Raw genomic sequence first — 16,960 nt, forward strand, 5'->3', positions numbered from 1 at the left:
ATGGAACCCGTGACGCTCACGACCGCCCGCCTCCTTCTGCGCACGGTCGGCCCCGAGGACACCGACGCCGTGTACGCCGCCGCCCAGGACCCCGACATCCAGCGCTGGACGACGATCCCCTCGCCCTATCTCCCCGAACACGCGCAGAGCTTCACGGAGCAGCTGGTCCCCGACGGCTGGGCGGCCGGCTCCATGTTCACGTTCGGCGTCTTCCTCCCCGAAGGGGAGGAGTTGGTGGGCATGCTCAGCTTCACCATGCGTTCCCTGGGCTCGGCCGAGGTCGGCTTCTGGGGCACGAAGGAGCACCGCGGTCACGGCTACACCACCGAGGCCGTTGTCGCCGCCTCGCGGTGGGCCTTCATCCATCTGTCGATCGACCGCGTCGAATGGCGCGCCGAAGTGGGCAACAACGGCTCCCGTGCCGTGGCGGAGCGGGCGGGCTTCATCATCGAGGGCACGCTGCGCTCCGCGATCAACAACAAGGGCGTACGGCGGGACTGCTGGGTGGGCTCGCTCCTGCCCTCGGACCTGGAGCTGCCGTCGACGGCGCCGTATCTCCCCGCCCCTGCCCCAACTTCGGGCGCCTAGCTGCGAATCCGCAGGTCAGCTGGCGTTGTCAGTGGCACCTTCTATCGTGCGGACCATGACGACCCCGCGTCCCACCACCGACCTCTCGGCGGACGAGGCCCGCCGCATCGCCCTTCGCGCCCAGGGTTTCCTCGGCGCCCCCGACCGCAAGGGCGGTGTCCGCGGCGTCCTGCGCCACCTCGGCGCGGTCCAGCTCGACACGATCTCGGTCCTCGCCCGCTCCCACGAGCTCATCCCGTACGCCCGCCTCGGCTCGGTGGGTCGCAGGACGGTCGAGGACGCCTACTGGACGGAGACTCACGCCTTCGAGTACTGGTCCCACGCGGCGTGCATCCTGCCCGTCGAGGAGTGGCCGCACTTCGCCTTCCGCCGCCGCGCCTACCGGGGCCGCCCGCACTGGAACCACGAGCTCCCCGACGGCGCCTACGACCAGGTCATCAAGCAGCTCCGAGCCGAAGGCCCGCTCACGGCCACGGAGTTGGGCGGCGCGAAGCGCACCAGCGAGTGGTGGGACTGGTCCGGCGCCAAGGTCGCCGTCGAGCGCGCGCTGATGTACGGCGAGGTGGTGTGCGTGGAGCGCCGCGGCTGGAAGCGGGTCTACGACCTGGCCGAGCGCGCGATCCCGGACGCGCTGCTGCACGACGAGCTGGACGACACCGAGTGCCTGCGCCGTCTCGTCCGCCTGGCGGGCCAGTCCCTGGGCGTCGGCACGCGGGCGGACATCGCCGACTACCACCGTCTCAAGGGCGAACAGGTCGACGCGGTGATCGCCGACTCGGGCCTGGTCCCTGTGACGGTCGAGGGCTGGGGCAAGCCGGCCTGGGCCGACCCCGCGGCCGTGGAGACGCCCCCGCGCGGCCGCCACCGCACCACACTGCTGTCCCCCTTCGACTCCCTGATCTGGGAGCGGGCGCGCACGGAGCGGATCTTCGGCTTCACCCATCGCCTGGAGGCCTACGTCCCCAAGCCGAAGCGGGTCTACGGCTACTTCGCGATGCCGGTCCTCGCCGGCGGCCGCCTGGTCGGCCGCGTGGACCCGGCCCGCGAGGGCAGCACCCTGGTCGCCAAGCAGGTCACCCTGGACAGCGCGAAGGTCGTCCCGGCCGTGGCGGAGGCGCTGGTCGAGGCGGCGAGCTGGGTGAACTGCACGAGCGTACGCGTGGAGCGCGTGGACGCCCCGGAGCTGCACGAGCCGCTCACCAAGGAGGTGACCCGAGCACTGGTCGCCGCCCTCCGTTGACCGACGTCGCGGTCAGCGGATCTCGAGGATCTTCTCCCGCATCGCGTACACCACGGCCTCCATCCTGGAGTGCAGCTGCAGCTTCTCCAGGATGTTGCGCACGTGGTTCTTCACGGTGTTCTCGGAGATGAACAACTCCTTGGCGATGTCGCGGTTGTTCATTCCCGTGGCGACGAGCTTGAGGACCTCCAGCTCGCGGTCGGTCAACCGCGGGGCCGGCACCAGTCGGCGCTCGTCCGTGCGCTGGATCATCGACTTGAACTCGGTGAGCAGCTTCGACGCCATGGAAGGACTGATCTGCGACTGGCCGTCGGCGACGGCGCGAATGGCGGTGGCCACCTCGTCCGTGGAGATCTCTTTGAGGAGATAACCGGTCGCACCCGCCTTGATCGCGTCGTAGAGGTCGGCCTCCTCGTCGCTGATCGTCAGCATGATGATCTTCGCGCTGGGGGCGACCTCCTTGATGGAGGTGCACGCCTCGATCCCGCCCCGCTTCGGCATCCGCACGTCCATCAGGACGATGTCCGGCAGCAGGTCGGCGGCCTTGTCGACGGCCTCCGCGCCGTCCCCGGCCTCCCCGACGACCTGGATGTCCTCCTCGGCCGCGAGCACGATCTCCAGGCCACGGCGGAAGAGGGCGTGGTCGTCCACGACAAGGACTCTGATCGGCTCCTTGCGTGGAGTGCCCGCGTCCGGGCCCATGCCGACGACGCCGCCGTCGGCATCCCCCTCCTGCATCGGTCCGAAGCTGTCCGCCATCGTTCCTCCCCCTGAAGGCTGTGGCCTGTGGTGCTGCGCCATCGCCAACCCAAGGCAACGGCCCACCGATTGGGCCATTGCGGCCATGATTCCATGCCCGGACGACAACGCGGTGACAGAGCGGGGCGCGAAGTGGTTGCACACCGGTGCCCCTGGGGGCGCACAGGCGCTCCAGGGGCACAGGCTCATCCGTCAGTCGCGTGCGTCAGCCACCCAGCGTGCCGCCCGGCGCGGGAGACTGCGCCTGCGCGACCATCGGGTCGGTGCTGAGGTGAATGACGCCGTAGTCGTAGGCGTGCCGCCGGTAGACGACACTCGGTTCCTTCGTCTCGGAGTCGACGAAGAGATAGAAGTCGTGGCCGACCAGTTCCATCTCGTAGAGGGCCTGGTCGAGAGTCATCGGGGAGGCGACGTGGGTCTTCTCGCGGACGACGAGGGGGCCTTCGCCCTTTACTTCCAGCGAGCCGATCTTCTTGGTGGGTACGCCGTCCGGCTCTTCCTCATGGACCGGGTGGCCGTTCCCGTTGAGCGTCGCCGCGCCCGGGACGTGGTCGGGGACCTCGGCAGCCGAGATCCGGCGCGCGCCGCGCCGCGAGAACCGCTTGTCGTGCTGCTTGCGCAGCCGGGCATCCAGCTTCTCCGCCGCCAGGTCGAGCGCCGCGTACGGATCGCTGGCCGCTGCCTCCGCCCGGATCACCGGACCGCGGGAGCGGAGCGTGATCTCCACTCGGTCACAACGGTCGGCCTGTCGGGGGTTGGGCTCCTTGGACACCTCGACGTCGAGGCTGATCACCTTGCCATCGAGCTTCTGGATCTTCTCCAGCTTCAGCTTCTCGGCCACGTGCTTGCGGAACCGCTCGGGCACCTCGGTCTTGCGGCCCTTGACGACGATGTCCACGCAGAACTCCGTTCCCGGATCGCTCCGCCTCGCTGCGGAGCATCTCCCTTTTGCACCAGGCTCCGGTGCTCCGGAACCTCGGACTCGGTGACTTCCACCTCCTCCCCCGCGGGCAAGATCTCCACTCCACCGGAGCGGGTGATAGTGAGAAACCCGCAGCTCGGCATTCGGATACGAGAGGTATGGCCTGCGCCTTTCCCTCACAACCGAACATATCTCGCCTGGACGGATGTCGTCACCCTCTACCGCGGCGTACCTCCGTTCAGGTGAATTGGTCCTCTCATTACCTGCAACGATGCAAGTTCGCAGTCAGTTCCGGTTTATTTCGAAAGCATCCGGCGACGCTGCGACCACGGCTGCGCAGATCAGGTCACCCGCGCGCCCCGCACCCGCCATTCCCGGCACGACGTGCATACGGCCGGTCCCTTCGTCCGCTGATCCAGCCATCGGTTCCTCTGTGCCTTCCCGAGCAGTTGCCGCGTACACGGCCGTAGTTGCCTCACCGTACGATTCCGGCCCCGACATCCGCCGATCCGCGACGCCCTCCTCTGCCCTCCTCCCGTAAGCTCCCGTCCCCTCGTCCGCCGCAGCCGTCCGCACGGCACGAGCCGCCTCTGACAGGGACGCACCGGTCGTCATCAGGTCGTCGACGAGCACGATCCGTCCGCCTTGAAGCAGCCTTGCCCCGCCGGGTGCCACCGCAAGCGCGCCCGCGAGATTGTCCATCCGCTGCCGGGAGTTGAGCCCCGCCTGGTCGGCCACGGCACGCCGCTGACGCAGCACGGAGAGCACCTGCGCCGCGATCCCGGAGCGCCGCAACTCGCCCGCAGCGGCAAGCGCGATCCGCCGCGCCGGATCGTGTCCCCGCGCCCGGACCGCCGCCCGCGCGGACGGTAGGGGAACGAGCAGTACCGGCCCGTCGCCACCCGCAACCGCGCTGCCCTGTACGTCCCTGAGCCCCGCCGAAGTGCCCCCGTGGCCCAGCGCCCCGGACTCCTGCAGCCCCGCCCGCACAGCCCCCGCCAGGGCCGTGCCCAGCGGTGCTGCGAGGGCCAGTGCGCCCCGTTCCTTGTGGGCCAGCAGCACGGCCCGCACCTCGTCGGCGTACCGGGCGGCCGCGTGCACCACGGGCAGCCCGGGCGGCTCCGGCACCGGTCGCACCCGGCTCGGTGCGGCCCCGCTCAGGGCGGCACGGCACTCAGGGCAGAGCACCGCGCGAGGCCTCCCGCAGCCTCCGCACTCGGCCGGCAGCACCAGGTCGGTGAGGTCCTGCCACCACCCCCGCATGCCCACCACTGTGCCAACGCCGGAGCCCCCCGGCCACCCCTGTGGAAAACTCTGGAGAACTCCCTGTGGACGACTCGCCCCAGGGGCTCACCCCGGACAAGAGAACGGGCCCCCGGGACTCACCCCGGATAGACCGGCGCGACCCCGTCCGCGACCACCTTCTGCCACTGCGCCCCGGACCGCAGCCGCACGATCCCGTCCTCCGAGTAGGCCACCAGCGGCAGCCCGTCGGACTCCGCCGCGGTGATCTCCTTGACCCCGCTGAGGGCCGCGGGCGCCGGCCCCTCCGGCGTGGAGCCGTCGACCTGGACGTACCGCATTGTCTGTACGCCGCCCTGCTCGCGCCCGACCACCACGAGCCGGCTGTCCCCGGCCCATGACATGGTCGTGACGTCCTCCAACTCCGGTGTCGCGGAGCGCAGTTCCAGCACCGACACGGTCGGCCGGTCCTCGCCCGACTCCTGCCGCCGCTCGATCCGCCCGATGAGCAGGGACGTCTTGTCGCCCTTCGCCACCACCATCGCCACCCGCACCCCGTCGGCGGCCACCCGGACCTCCTGGACGCGGCCGTCCAGGCCCGGAGTCCGCACCACCAGCGGCTCGCCCTTGCCCTCTTCCAGCAGGAGCAGCCGGGGGTCGTCGGGGTTGCGGTCGGCCACCCAGAGGTCGCCGTGGGCGTCCCAGCTGGGCGCCGTCAGCCGGTCCTGCGCCGTCTTGCCCTGGCTGGTCAGCACGGGGTCCCCGAGCGAACCGCCCGACACCAGCGACGCGACGTACAGGTCTTTGCCTTCGCCGGCGACCGCGGCCGCGGTGTCCTCGTCGCGCGAGACGGCCACCGAGCGCAGTTCCTTGGCGCCCTCGCCCAGCGCTCCGGGCACTGGATCGGCCTTGGTGCCCCTGCTGTCGACGGCGATCCGTACGAGCCGGTGCTTGCCGTCGATGAAGTACAGGTAGCCGGGAGACTCCACCGAAGCGCGGGCGGCGGCGTCGTCGGCCCGGCCCCCGCTGAGCGAGCACAACCGCTTGCTGCCGGACTGCAGCTCGACCTCGTCCACTGCCGGGGTGAGATTCTGCAGCGTCAACAGCAGCTGAGACGCCATCTCGTTGCATTGGGTCTGCCCGACCCGGGCGGCACTCTCGTTCAGCGGCACGGTCAGCTTGCTCTGGTCGTCGGGCGTCAGCGCAGTGATGCCCTTCTTCAGCGCCGTACCGGTGGGAAAACTCGTCCGCACCACGGGATCGAGCCAGTTCGTGGGCCCGTTGAGCAGGGAACGCACCATCTGTGTCATGGGGTCCACCCGCCGGCGTACATACACGGGATCGGCGACGGCCGCCGTCTGGGTCGTCGTGCCCGCGGCGGCGTTCGAGGCGAAGTAGTACTTGTTGACCGACATGTAGTTGCGCTGGAAGTCCGACTTCCCCATGACGACGCCCTGCGGAAGGCTGTCGATGCGCCACTGCTTGGTCTTCTTGTCCTTCGTGAGGTGCACCAGCGCGGTGTAGTGCCCGCTGGCAGGCGCGTACGACTGGTGCGCGTCCACGCGCGCGACCCTGGCACCGGTCAGCGTGAAGGACACGTTGCCGGGGTCCTCCCTACCGCCCGAGTGGTCCTGCTCGGTGCCTGGTCCGTCCGCGAGGACCGTGGTGGCCAGCCCCGGCTTCCACGTCTTCGACGCCGTACCCGTCAGATACTGACGAGCCGTCGAATAGTTCGGGTCGTCGCTGGTCAGCGCCTCGAGGAAGCCCGACACGATCTCGGTGGGCTGGGCGTCCTCCCGGGGCGGCATCGCGAAGACCCGTACCTGGGTGTCCTGGCGCGGAGTGGAGTCGACGCCGCGCAGATCTCCGCTGTCGGGCATCGATGCGCACCCTGCCAGCAGTACGACACCACATGCGCCGTACGCCGCCGCGCGCACCGGTCTGCGCCGCGCATCCCCCTCGCGGTCAGCGCCCACGAAATGCCTCCCCATGCTTCTTCGAGTCCTCCGACCCGGTCTCCGGGCTCGAGGTCTCGCTCCCCGCCCCGCCCTCGGTGGGCGTCTCGTCCTGTCGCCACGCGCCCGAGGTGGGCCGCGGCACGACGCGTGCGCCGCTGCCGGGCAGCGCCGTCGGGTCTGCGGTGGGGGTCGCACCGTTCAGCCTCGGGGCTATCTGCGGTATCTGGTCCCCCGCCGGCTGTGCGGGCACGGTGGCGACCTTCTCCCCGCCCCCGCGCGGCAGCCCGGCGTCATTGAGTCCACGATTGCGCCGCGAGTCCTTGGGCTCCAGCGGTATCGGCGAGCCCCGCAGCGGCTCGTCCGCGGTCCGCGGCAGCGTCAGCCGGAACTGCGAACCGCCGCCCGGCTCGCCCCACGCCTGCAGCCAGCCGCCGTGCAGCCGCGCGTCCTCCAGGGCGATGGACAGCCCGAGGCCCGTACCGCCCGTGGTACGCGCGCGTGCCGGGTCTGCCCGCCAGAAGCGGCTGAACACGCGCGTGGCCTCGCCGGGCTTGAGCCCGACACCGTAGTCGCGCACCGCGACCGCGACCGCCCCGCCCGCCGAGGCGAGCTTGACGACGACGTCCTTGCCCTCGCCGTGCTCCACGGCGTTGACGACGAGGTTGCGCAGCACCCGCTCCACGCGCCGGGCGTCCGCCTCGGCGACGACGGGCTGCTGGTCGCCGAGCACGCGTATGTGCGTGCCCTTGCGCTCGGCGAGCGGCTCGGCCCCGCTGACGACCCGCCGTACGACCTCCCTGAGGTCTATCGGCTCCGCCTCCAGCGCCGCCGCACCCGCGTCGAACCGGCTGATCTCCAGCAGGTCCGCGAGCAGCGACTCGAACCGGTCCAGCTGATCCGCGAGCAGCTCCGCCGACCGCGCGGTGATCGGGTCGAAGTCCTCGCGCGCCTCGTGGATGACGTCCGCGGCCATCCGTACGGTCGTCAGCGGCGTCCGCAGCTCGTGCGACACGTCCGACACGAACCGCCGCTGCATCCGCGACAGATCCTCCAGCTGCTGGATCTTCAGCTGCAGGTTCTGCGCCATCTTGTTGAAGGCCTCGCCGAGCCGTGCGATGTCGTCCTCGCCGGTGACCTTCATACGTTCCTGCAGCCGCCCCGCGGACAGCCGCTCGGCGATCCCGGCCGCCATCCGCACGGGCGTGACGACCTGCCGCACCACGAGCCAGGCGATGGCTCCGAGGAGTACGACGACGAAGAGCCCGGCGGTCGCGAGCGTGCCCTTGACCAGGCTGAGCGACTTCTCCTCCTGCGTGAGCGGGAAGAGGTAGTACAGCTGGTACGGGTCGCCGTTGGGGTCGTTGACCTGTTTGCCGATGACCAGCGCGGGCTGGGAGTCCTTGTCGTTGCTGTAGATGATGCGGGTGTAGCTCTGGGCGGCCGCCGTGCTCTCGTTGATCTGCGCGCGCAGATCCTCGGGGACGCTGGCGGAGGGGTCGACGTCCCCGGAGGCACGCGGGCCACGCCCGCCGCCGCTGTCCTCGCCCGCCGGCAGGGTCACCACGTCGAAGGCGCCCTGGCCACCGCTGGACAGCGAGGACACGAGGTCACTCATCCACTGGATGACGTTCTGCGAGGGACGGCCGTCCACCGTGATGCCGTCGTCGCTGGTCCCGGCGGCCGCTTCGTCGGCCTTCTGCTTGGCCACCGCGAAACCGCCCGTGGCCTGGCTCTGCGAGGCCTTCACCTTGGCGTCCAGCAGCCCGTTGCGCACCTGCCCGATGACGACGAACCCGAGCAGCAGAACGACGCCCAAGGACATCAACAGGGTCGTGGCGACGACCTTGAGCTGAATGTTGCGCCGCCACAGCCGCATGACGGGCAGCAGCGGCCGCCGCACCCAGCGCATGAACAACCGCAGCACCGGACTGCCCTGGACGCCGCCCTGCAGCAACCCGCCCTCCAGCAGGCGTCCCCAGCGGCCACCCGCCGTCTTCCGGCCGACAGGCCGCCCCGCGCGGGCCCCTGCCGACCCGTTCGCCGAAGCGGCACTGTCACCAGTCATCTCAGCTCGGTCCTGCCTTATAACCGACACCCCGCACGGTCACCACGATCTCCGGCCGCTCGGGGTCCTTCTCGACCTTGGAGCGCAGCCGCTGCACGTGAACATTCACAAGCCGGGTGTCCGCAGCATGCCGGTAACCCCACACCTGCTCGAGCAGCACCTCGCGCGTGAACACCTGCCAGGGCTTGCGCGCAAGAGCCACCAGCAGATCGAACTCCAACGGTGTCAGCGCAATCGACTGCCCGTCGCGCTTGACGGAGTGCCCAGCCACGTCAATGACCAGATCCCCGATGGCAAGCTGCTCCGGCGCAGGCTCCTCCGACCGCCTCAGCCGCGCCCGGATCCTGGCGACAAGCTCCTTCGGCTTGAACGGCTTCACGATGTAGTCGTCGGCCCCGGACTCCAGCCCGACCACCACATCGACGGTGTCGCTCTTGGCCGTGAGCATCACGATCGGCACACCCGACTCGGCCCTGATCAGCCGGCACACCTCGATACCGTCCCGCCCCGGCAGCATCAGATCGAGCAGCACGAGATCAGGCTTGGCCTCCCGAAACGCAGCCAGCGCCTTGTCCCCGTCGGCTACGAAAGACGGCTCAAAACCTTCACCACGCAGCACGATGCCGAGCATCTCGGCCAGTGCGGTGTCGTCGTCGACGACAAGGACTCGTCCCTTCATAAACGACATCATCCCATTCTCATAACAGTGGTGAAGGTGCAGGTGAGCATGGTCACTGAGCGGTGACGATAGTCGTACTGGGCCGTCACTGTCTGCCCCTGTCCCGCGACGTTGATGTCAGTAACGGATGTCAGCTACCCAGGGTAGGCGGAGGCTGACCATGCGGTCGGCCCTACGGCTCTTGGCCAGGCCGCGACAGTACCGAGCGACTGAGCCCGCCCGCGGATGTCATCGCAGCCGTGGGCCGGCTAGACCGCCCACTCCGGCAGCCGACCCGAATTCGGGAGCTGGAAGCGGCCTATCAGGACCCAGACGTCAACCGTTGATGTCGCCGTTGGATGTCACGGCCCCTCGCCCTGCGAATCACCGCAAGTGGAGGGGCCGTTGCCGTCGATCGAGCCCGACATCATCCCTTAGCCGATCGTCACCTGGCGCGACCTGGCACACAGCTCTGCAAGAGCCTCAGCCGTCACGGGCGAAACGACGCCCTCCTCCGTGACGATCGCGGTCACCAGCTCGGGCGGCGTCACGTCGAACGCCGGGTTGTACGCCTGGGTCCCCAGCGGTGCCACCGGTATCCCGCCCCCTGCTTCCGCTCCCGCCACCGGCACCTGAGGTGCTGTGACCTCGGTCACCTCATGCCCAGGGCGCTGCTCGACCTCGATGGACGCCCCGTCCGGGGTGTCCGGATCCACCGTCGTCACCGGTGCCACCACAATGAACGGCACATGGTGGTACCGCGCGAGCACCGCAAGCGGATAGCTCCCCACCTTGTTCGCCACCGAACCGTCGGCCGCGATGCGGTCCGCCCCGATGAGCACCGCATCCACCTCGCCGGCCGCGAAGAGCGAACCCGCCGCGTTGTCCGTGAGCAAGGTGTACGCCATGCCGCTGCGCGCCGCCTCATAAGCCGTGAGGCGAGCCCCTTGCAGCAACGGACGCGTTTCGTCCACCCACAACCGCCGCAGCCTGCCCGTCCGGTGCGCCGCGAGCGCCACTGCGAACGCCGTTCCTTCACCGCCCGACACCAGCGACCCGGTGTTGCAGTGCGTGAGGATCCGGTGCCCGCCGCCGGGCAGCAGTTCATCAAGCAGTGCCAGCCCGCGTTCGGCCATACGAGCGCTGGCCTCGGCGTCTTCCTTGTGCAGCGCCCGCGCCGCGGTCAACGCCGCCGCTGCCGCCCGCTCGGGGTCGCCGTTCTTGCCGAACTCGGCCCGGTAGGCGGACTGCGCCCGACGCACACCCACGGCAAGGTTCACCGCGGTGGGCCGGGCCCCCGACAGGGCGGTTGCCGCGTCGTCCACGTCGAAGCCGCGCACGGCGGCGAGCGCGACGCCGTACGCTCCCGCGATGCCGAGCAGCGGTGCCCCGCGCACGGCCAGCGAACGGATCGCCTCCACCAGCGCGGGTGCGTCCGTACAGACCAGTTCGACCTCCTCTGCCGGCAGCCTCGTCTGGTCGAGAAGGACCAGTACGGGGCCTTCGGGTGGCTCCTCCCAGCGGATCGCCGGTATCTCGGTCGGCCTGCTGTCCTCGCCGGATTGCGCGTGCTGATCAGCCATGCGATCAGTCTGCCCCTTACCCGGCGGACAATTGAAGGTGTGCTGCCCATACCGCGGCCGGTACCTGGGCGACCACCCCATGGCACGATGGCTGCCAACCTGCCGCCGCGACCGCGGACGGGCACCGTGAAGGAGCGACGATGAAAGACACTCCGGGCTGGGCCTCGCCCGGATCTGCCCCGTCCGACGGGCAGGAGCCCGGCGCGTCCGGCCCCGCCGAACCCGCCGACCGGCCCGGCCCCGCGCAGCCCGCCGACCAGCCGGGTGCGGATCCGCACGGCCCAGGCACGAAGTGGTCCCAGGAGCAGCCGCCGGCCGGCCAGTGGTCCGCACCCACCGGCCCGGCGAGCCCCGGCCAGGCCCCGCCGCCCCCACCGCCCGGCCCGGGCTGGGGCGGCGGCCAACCCCCTGGCGGCCCTGGCGGTTACGGAGGCCAGGGCGGCGGATACGGCGGACATGGCGGTTACGGCCCCTACGGCGGCTGGGGAGGTGCCTGGGGCGGTCCCCCGCCCGCGGCCAAGCCCGGTGTCATCCCGCTCCGCCCGCTCGGCGTGGGCGAGATTCTCGACGGCGCCGTCTCCACCATGCGTACGTACTGGCGCACGGTCCTGGGCATCTCCCTGACCGTCGCGGTGGTCACGGAGGTCCTCGTCATCCTGCTGCAGGGCCTCGTGCTGAACGACGCCAGCACCGAGGCTCTCGAGGATCCGAGCGCCACCGCGGGCGAGCTGACCCGCGCCCTCGGCGAGGTCATGGCCAGCTCCGGCGCCGTCGCCGTGATCACCCTGATCGCCACCGTCGCCGCAACCGCGCTGCTCACCACCGTCACCAGCCGCGCCGTCCTCGGCAAGCCGGTGACGGCCGGCGAGGCCTGGCGCGATTCCCGCTCTCAGGTCGTGAAATTGTTCGGCCTGATCTGCCTGCTCCCCCTCATCGCCGCCGGAATCATCCTCGTGGGCGTGCTTCCCGGCACCCTCGTGGCCGTGTTCGGAAGCACCGGCCCGGGTATCGCGCTCGCCGTGCTGGGCGGCATCGGCGCCGGCATCGTCGCGCTGTGGCTGATGATCCGCTTCTCCCTGGCCTCGCCCGCGCTGATGCTGGAAAAGCAGGGCGTCGTGAAGTCGATGAGCCGGTCCACGAAGCTCGTCCGCGGTTCCTGGTGGCGTGTCTTCGGCATCCAGTTGCTCGCCGGAATCATCGCGAACATCATCTCGGCCATCATCGTCATCCCCTTCACCTTCCTCGCCGCAGCGTTCGGCGGTGGAGGCTTCACCGGCTTCCTGAACAGCGGTGGCGACGACCTCGGTTGGACCTTCCTCATCATCAGCGGCATCGGCTCGGTGATCGGCTCCATGATCACGTTCCCGATCAATGCCGGCGTTACCGTGCTCCTCTACATCGACCAGCGCATCCGCCGCGAGGCTCTCGACCTCGAACTGGCCCGTGCCGCCGGAGTCCAGGGCTACGGCACCAATGCCGGCTCCGGAGGCTGATGCGGTGAGCACGACGGGGGGAGTTCTCACAGCGGTGCCGACATTGCCGCACGCTGCCGAATCTGCCGTACGGGCCCTCCTGCGCGTCGGCGACGCATGCGTACTGTCGCTGGCGCGCTCCGGCGACGAGCCGCCGGTGACGATCCCGCGTGATCCCGCGCGGGAAGCGGCCCGCCGCGAGCTGTCGAAGCGCATGTACCACGAGAACGACCCCGGTTGGCTGCAACGCGCCCTGAACGCATTCTGGGACTGGGTTGACAAACTGTTCGGCTCGGCCGCAGCCGCGACACCCGGGGGGACACTCGGCCTGGTCGTCGTCATCATGGCCGTCCTCGCGGTACTCGGCGCACTGTGGTGGCGCCTGGGCACACCGCGCCGCCAACCCACCTCGTCCGCGGCCCTGTTCGACGACCGTCCCCGCAGCGCCGCCGAACACCGCGCGGCCGCCGAGGCACACGCAGCCCAGGGCCACTGGAACCAGGCCGTCCAGGAACACATGCGCGCCATAGTCCGCTCCCTCGAGGAGCGCGCGCTCCTCGACGTCCGCCCCGGCCGCACCGCGGACGAGGCCGCCGCAGAAGCGGGCCGCGCACTGCCCTCCCACACGGACCGACTGCGCACTGCGGCCCGCGACTTCGACGACGTGACGTACGGCGGCCGCAGGGCGACCGAGCAGTCGTATCGCCGCATCGCCGAACTCGACCGAGACCTCGAGCGCACCAAGCCGCAGTTCGCGAGCAGCACCCCCAGCACGGCCCACAACGCCCGCCAGGGAGCCGCCGAATGACCACGGAGGCCATGCTCCCGTCCACCTCGGCCTCGTCCACCGCACGCCAGGTGTGGACCCGCGCACGAGGCATCGTCCTCGCCGTCGTCCTTCTCCTGGTCGGGGCCGTCGCCATCGCCGTGATCCGCTCCGACAGCCGGCACGGCGAACTCGACCCGCGCTCCGTCGACCCCTACGGCAGCCGCGCCGTCGCCGAACTCCTCGCCGACCGCGGCGTGTCCACGCGCGTGGTCACCACCCTGGACGAGGCGCGCGCCGCAGCGGCCCCCGACATCACCCTCCTGGTAGCCGTCCCCGACCGGTTAACGCACCGTCAACAGACCCGGCTGCACTCGGCGATCGCCGGCTCCGACGGACGCACCGTCCTCGTCGCCCCCGGCAGCTGGTCCGTCGAAAGGCTCGCCCCCGGCGTCACCGCGGACCCCGCAACCAGCTTCGACTCGACGCTCTCCCCCAAGTGCGCGCTGGCCGGCGCCCGGCGCGCGGGCAGCGCCGACACGGGGGGAATCCGGTACACCACCACACACCTCGACGCCGACGAGTGCTACCCCAGCCAGCGCCTCGCCACCCTGCTGCGCATCCCGGAGACCTCCGGGGACGGCGACACCGTCATCCTCGGCGCGCCCGACATCCTCTTCAACGACCGCCTCGACAAGCAGGGCAACGCCTCGCTCGCCCTCCAACTCCTCGGCTCCCGTCCCCATTTGATCTGGTACCTCCCCTCGCTCTCCGACACCGCAGCCACCGACACCGACGACGAAAAGGGCCTCTTCGACCTGCTCCCCGCCGGCTGGCTCTGGGGCACCCTGCAGCTCTTCATCGCGGCAGCCCTAGCCGCCCTCTGGCGGGCACGCCGACTGGGCCCCCTCGTGCCTGAAAAACTTCCGGTGGCGATCCGCGCCTCCGAAGCCGTCGAAGGCCGCGCCCGCCTCTACCGCAAAGCGAACGCCCGCGACCGCGCGGCCGCCGCTCTTCGCTCCACCACCCGCACCCGCCTCGCCCCCCTCGTCGGCGTCCCCGTCGCCCAGGCGCACGCGCCCGAGGCCCTGCTACCCGCCCTGTCCGCCCACCTCCACGGAGACGGACAATCCCTGCACGTCCTCCTCTTCGGCCCGCCGCCCGGCGACGACGCGGCCCTCATAGCCCTCGCCGACCAACTCGACGCCCTCGAAAGAGAGGTACGCCGTCCATGATGGACCCGACCACTGACAACGCCGGGTACACCGGGGACCCGGGCAAAGCCCGAGCCTCCTTGGAAGCCCTGCGCGCCGAGATCGCCAAAGCCGTGGTCGGCCAGGACCCTGCCGTGACCGGCCTCGTCGTCGCCCTTCTCTGCCGCGGACACGTACTACTTGAAGGAGTCCCTGGGGTCGCCAAAACGTTGCTCGTCCGCGCCCTCGCATCCGCACTCGAACTGGAGACCAAGCGCGTCCAGTTCACGCCCGACCTGATGCCGAGCGACGTGACGGGCTCCCTCGTCTACGACACCCACACCGCCAAGTTCTCGTTCCAGCAGGGCCCGGTCTTCACCAACCTCCTCCTCGCGGACGAGATCAACCGCACCCCGCCGAAGACCCAGTCGTCCCTCCTGGAAGCCATGGAGGAACGCCAGGTCACGGTTGACGGCACCCCGCGCCCGCTCCCGGACCCGTTCCTGGTCGCCGCGACGCAGAACCCGGTCGAGTACGAGGGCACGTACCCCCTCCCCGAAGCCCAACTGGACCGCTTCCTCCTCAAACTGACGATCCCTCTCCCCTCCCGCCAGGACGAGATCAACGTCCTCACCCGCCACGCCGAGGGCTTCAACCCACGCGACCTCCACACCGCCGGCGTACGCCCGGTCGCAGGCCCGGCCGACCTGGAAGCAGCCCGCGCCGCGGTCGCCAAGACCACGATCTCCCCCGAAATCACGGCCTACGTGGTCGACATCTGCCGGGCCACCCGCGAGTCCCCGTCCCTCACCCTGGGCGTCTCTCCACGCGGCGCCACGGCCCTCCTGGCCACCTCGCGCGCATGGGCATGGCTCACGGGCCGCGACTACGTCATCCCCGACGACGTCAAGGCCCTGGCCCTGCCCACCCTCCGCCACCGCGTACAACTCCGCCCCGAGGCAGAAATGGAAGGCGTCACGGCCGACTCCGTCATCAACGCGATCCTCGCCCACGTCCCCGTCCCCCGCTGATGGCACTCACCGGACGCGCCGCACTCCTCGCGGCTCTGGGCTCCCTCCCCGTCGGCATCTGGGACCCCAGCTGGACGGGCATCCTTGCCGTGAACGCCCCCCTGGCCGTGGCCTGCGCCTGCGACTTCGCCCTCGCAGCACCAGTACGACGCCTCGGCCTGACCCGCTCCGGCGACACGACCGCACGCCTCGGCGAGACCGCGGACCTGACCCTCACGGTCACCAACCCGTCCCGCCGCCTCCTCCGGGCCCGTCTGCGCGATGCCTGGCCGCCGAGCAGCTGGGAGCCCGGCACCGAAGTGGCAGCCTCCCGCCACCGCCTCACGATCCCCGCCGGCGAGCGCCGGCGCGCCACCACCCGCCTACGCCCCACCCGCCGCGGCGACCGCCAGGCGGACCGCGTGACAATCCGGTCCTACGGCCCCCTCGGCCTGTTCTCCCGCCAAGGCACCCACAAAGTCCCCTGGACGGTACGCGTCCTGCCGCCCTTCACCAGCCGCAAGCACCTCCCCTCGAAACTCGCCCGCCTACGCGAACTCGACGGCCGCACAAGCGTGCTCACACGCGGCGAAGGAACAGAATTCGACAGCCTGCGCGAATACGTCCCCGGCGACGACACCCGATCCATCGACTGGCGCGCAACGGCCCGCCAGTCCACGGTCGCCGTACGCACCTGGCGCCCCGAACGCGACCGCCACATCCTCGTCGTCCTCGACACAGGCCGAACCTCAGCAGGCCGCGTGGGCGACGCCCCACGCCTCGACGCCTCCATGGACGCCGCCCTGCTCCTGGCGGCACTGGCCTCCCGCGCCGGCGACCGCGTGGACCTGCTCGCATACGACCGCCGGGTTCGCTCCCTCGTCCAGGGCCGGACAGCACGCGATGTCCTCCCATCCCTGGTCAATGCGATGGCAACACTCGAGCCGGAACTGGTCGAACTGGATGCCCGAGGCCTGACAGCCACCGCTCTCCGTACGGCTCCTCGCCGCTCCTTGATCGTGCTGCTAACGAGCCTCGATGCGGCCCCAGTAGAAGAAGGCCTACTGCCCGTCCTTTCTCAGCTCACCCAACGCCACACGATTTTGGTGGCATCCGTGGCAGACCCGTACATCGCCCGCATGGCCACGGCTCGTGGAAACACCGAGGCTGTGTACGAGGCTGCAGCCGCCGCACAGGCCCAGAGCGAACGCCACCGCACCGCCGAGCAGCTCCGTCGTCATGGAGTCACGGTCGTCGACGAGACACCGGACGAACTTGCACCAGCACTGGCAGATGCATACCTGGCCTTGAAGGCGGCAGGACGTCTGTAATTCGAGGGGCTCTCTCCGGAGAGCTCCTCGAATCAAGCGTCCTGAAACGCAGAAAACCCCCGAACCGGTATCCCCGGCCGGGGGTTTTCTTACAATTTGTTCGGCGGCGTCCTACTCTCCCACAGGGTCCCCCCTGCAGTACCATCGGCGCTGTAAGGCTTAGCTTCCGGGTT

Annotated in this window: 14 protein-coding genes and 1 rRNA gene; 7 read left to right on the top strand and 8 right to left on the bottom strand. The window is 70.3% G+C overall.

All coding sequences use genetic code 11. The features are described from left to right. Both ACFY1L_RS48670 and ACFY1L_RS48675 read left to right on the top strand, forming a co-directional pair. A complete protein-coding gene (locus ACFY1L_RS48670; protein ID WP_388840881.1) occupies positions 1 to 588 on the top strand; it encodes a GNAT family N-acetyltransferase in 588 nt (195 codons plus the stop codon). A gap of 55 nt (positions 589 to 643) precedes the next feature. Next, positions 644 to 1,828: a winged helix-turn-helix domain-containing protein gene (locus tag ACFY1L_RS48675; protein ID WP_388840884.1), complete on the top strand. Its 1,185-nt coding sequence runs from the start codon at positions 644 to 646 to the stop codon at positions 1,826 to 1,828. 12 nt (positions 1,829 to 1,840) lie between these two features. Here the strand turns inward: ACFY1L_RS48675 and ACFY1L_RS48680 are convergent, their stop codons facing one another. The 7 genes from ACFY1L_RS48680 to mtnA form a co-directional block, all read right to left on the bottom strand. Next, on the bottom strand, positions 1,841 to 2,587 hold the full coding sequence (locus ACFY1L_RS48680) for a response regulator (protein ID WP_388840887.1): 747 nt from the start codon (positions 2,585 to 2,587) through the stop codon (positions 1,841 to 1,843). Positions 2,588 to 2,792: 205 nt separating this feature from the next. After that, positions 2,793 to 3,485, bottom strand: coding sequence for a ribosome hibernation-promoting factor, HPF/YfiA family (gene hpf, locus ACFY1L_RS48685; protein WP_388840890.1), 693 nt, complete (start codon positions 3,483 to 3,485; stop codon positions 2,793 to 2,795). 309 nt (positions 3,486 to 3,794) lie between these two features. Further along, on the bottom strand, positions 3,795 to 4,772 hold the full coding sequence (locus ACFY1L_RS48690) for a ComF family protein (RefSeq protein WP_388840892.1): 978 nt from the start codon (positions 4,770 to 4,772) through the stop codon (positions 3,795 to 3,797). A 119-nt stretch (positions 4,773 to 4,891) separates the two neighbouring features. After that, a complete protein-coding gene (locus tag ACFY1L_RS48695; protein ID WP_388840895.1) occupies positions 4,892 to 6,727 on the bottom strand; it encodes an LpqB family beta-propeller domain-containing protein in 1,836 nt (611 codons plus the stop codon). Beyond that, positions 6,717 to 8,774 (bottom strand): MtrAB system histidine kinase MtrB, encoded by a 2,058-nt coding sequence (gene mtrB, locus ACFY1L_RS48700; protein WP_388840898.1) that lies wholly within the window; start codon positions 8,772 to 8,774, stop codon positions 6,717 to 6,719. Before mtrB ends, ACFY1L_RS48695 begins: the two co-directional genes overlap by 11 nt. 1 nt (position 8,775) lies before the next feature. After that, a complete protein-coding gene (gene mtrA / locus ACFY1L_RS48705; protein ID WP_187283109.1) occupies positions 8,776 to 9,465 on the bottom strand; it encodes a two-component system response regulator MtrA in 690 nt (229 codons plus the stop codon). A 401-nt stretch (positions 9,466 to 9,866) separates the two neighbouring features. Next, positions 9,867 to 11,015, bottom strand: coding sequence for an S-methyl-5-thioribose-1-phosphate isomerase (mtnA, locus tag ACFY1L_RS48710; protein WP_388840901.1), 1,149 nt, complete (start codon positions 11,013 to 11,015; stop codon positions 9,867 to 9,869). A 140-nt stretch (positions 11,016 to 11,155) separates the two neighbouring features. On the opposite strand from mtnA, the gene ACFY1L_RS48715 reads away from it, so the two are divergent. Genes ACFY1L_RS48715 through ACFY1L_RS48735 form a run of 5 tightly spaced genes read left to right on the top strand, consistent with a single transcriptional unit; the run spans position 11,156 to position 16,787 of the window. Next, positions 11,156 to 12,508, top strand: coding sequence for a hypothetical protein (locus ACFY1L_RS48715; protein WP_388840904.1), 1,353 nt, complete (start codon positions 11,156 to 11,158; stop codon positions 12,506 to 12,508). 4 nt (positions 12,509 to 12,512) lie between these two features. Further along, positions 12,513 to 13,295 carry a DUF4129 domain-containing protein gene (locus ACFY1L_RS48720; protein ID WP_388840907.1) on the top strand — a complete coding sequence of 261 codons (783 nt, stop codon included), beginning with the start codon at positions 12,513 to 12,515 and terminating at the stop codon, positions 13,293 to 13,295. Next, positions 13,292 to 14,488, top strand: coding sequence for a DUF4350 domain-containing protein (locus ACFY1L_RS48725; protein ID WP_388840910.1), 1,197 nt, complete (start codon positions 13,292 to 13,294; stop codon positions 14,486 to 14,488). Before ACFY1L_RS48720 ends, ACFY1L_RS48725 begins: the two co-directional genes overlap by 4 nt. Beyond that, positions 14,488 to 15,477, top strand: coding sequence for an AAA family ATPase (locus tag ACFY1L_RS48730; protein ID WP_388840913.1), 990 nt, complete (start codon positions 14,488 to 14,490; stop codon positions 15,475 to 15,477). Before ACFY1L_RS48725 ends, ACFY1L_RS48730 begins: the two co-directional genes overlap by 1 nt. Next, complete coding sequence (locus tag ACFY1L_RS48735; protein WP_388840916.1) at positions 15,477 to 16,787, top strand: DUF58 domain-containing protein; 1,311 nt, start codon at positions 15,477 to 15,479, stop codon at positions 16,785 to 16,787. The genes ACFY1L_RS48730 and ACFY1L_RS48735 overlap by 1 nt, the downstream gene beginning before the upstream one ends. 98 nt (positions 16,788 to 16,885) lie before the next feature. Here the strand turns inward: ACFY1L_RS48735 and rrf are convergent. Beyond that, positions 16,886 to 16,960: ribosomal RNA gene (gene rrf, locus ACFY1L_RS48740) — 5S ribosomal RNA — on the bottom strand; the annotation flags it as partial.

The sequence above is a fragment of the Streptomyces sp. NPDC001663 genome (assembly GCF_042893105.1).
Taxonomy (GTDB): domain Bacteria; phylum Actinomycetota; class Actinomycetes; order Streptomycetales; family Streptomycetaceae; genus Streptomyces.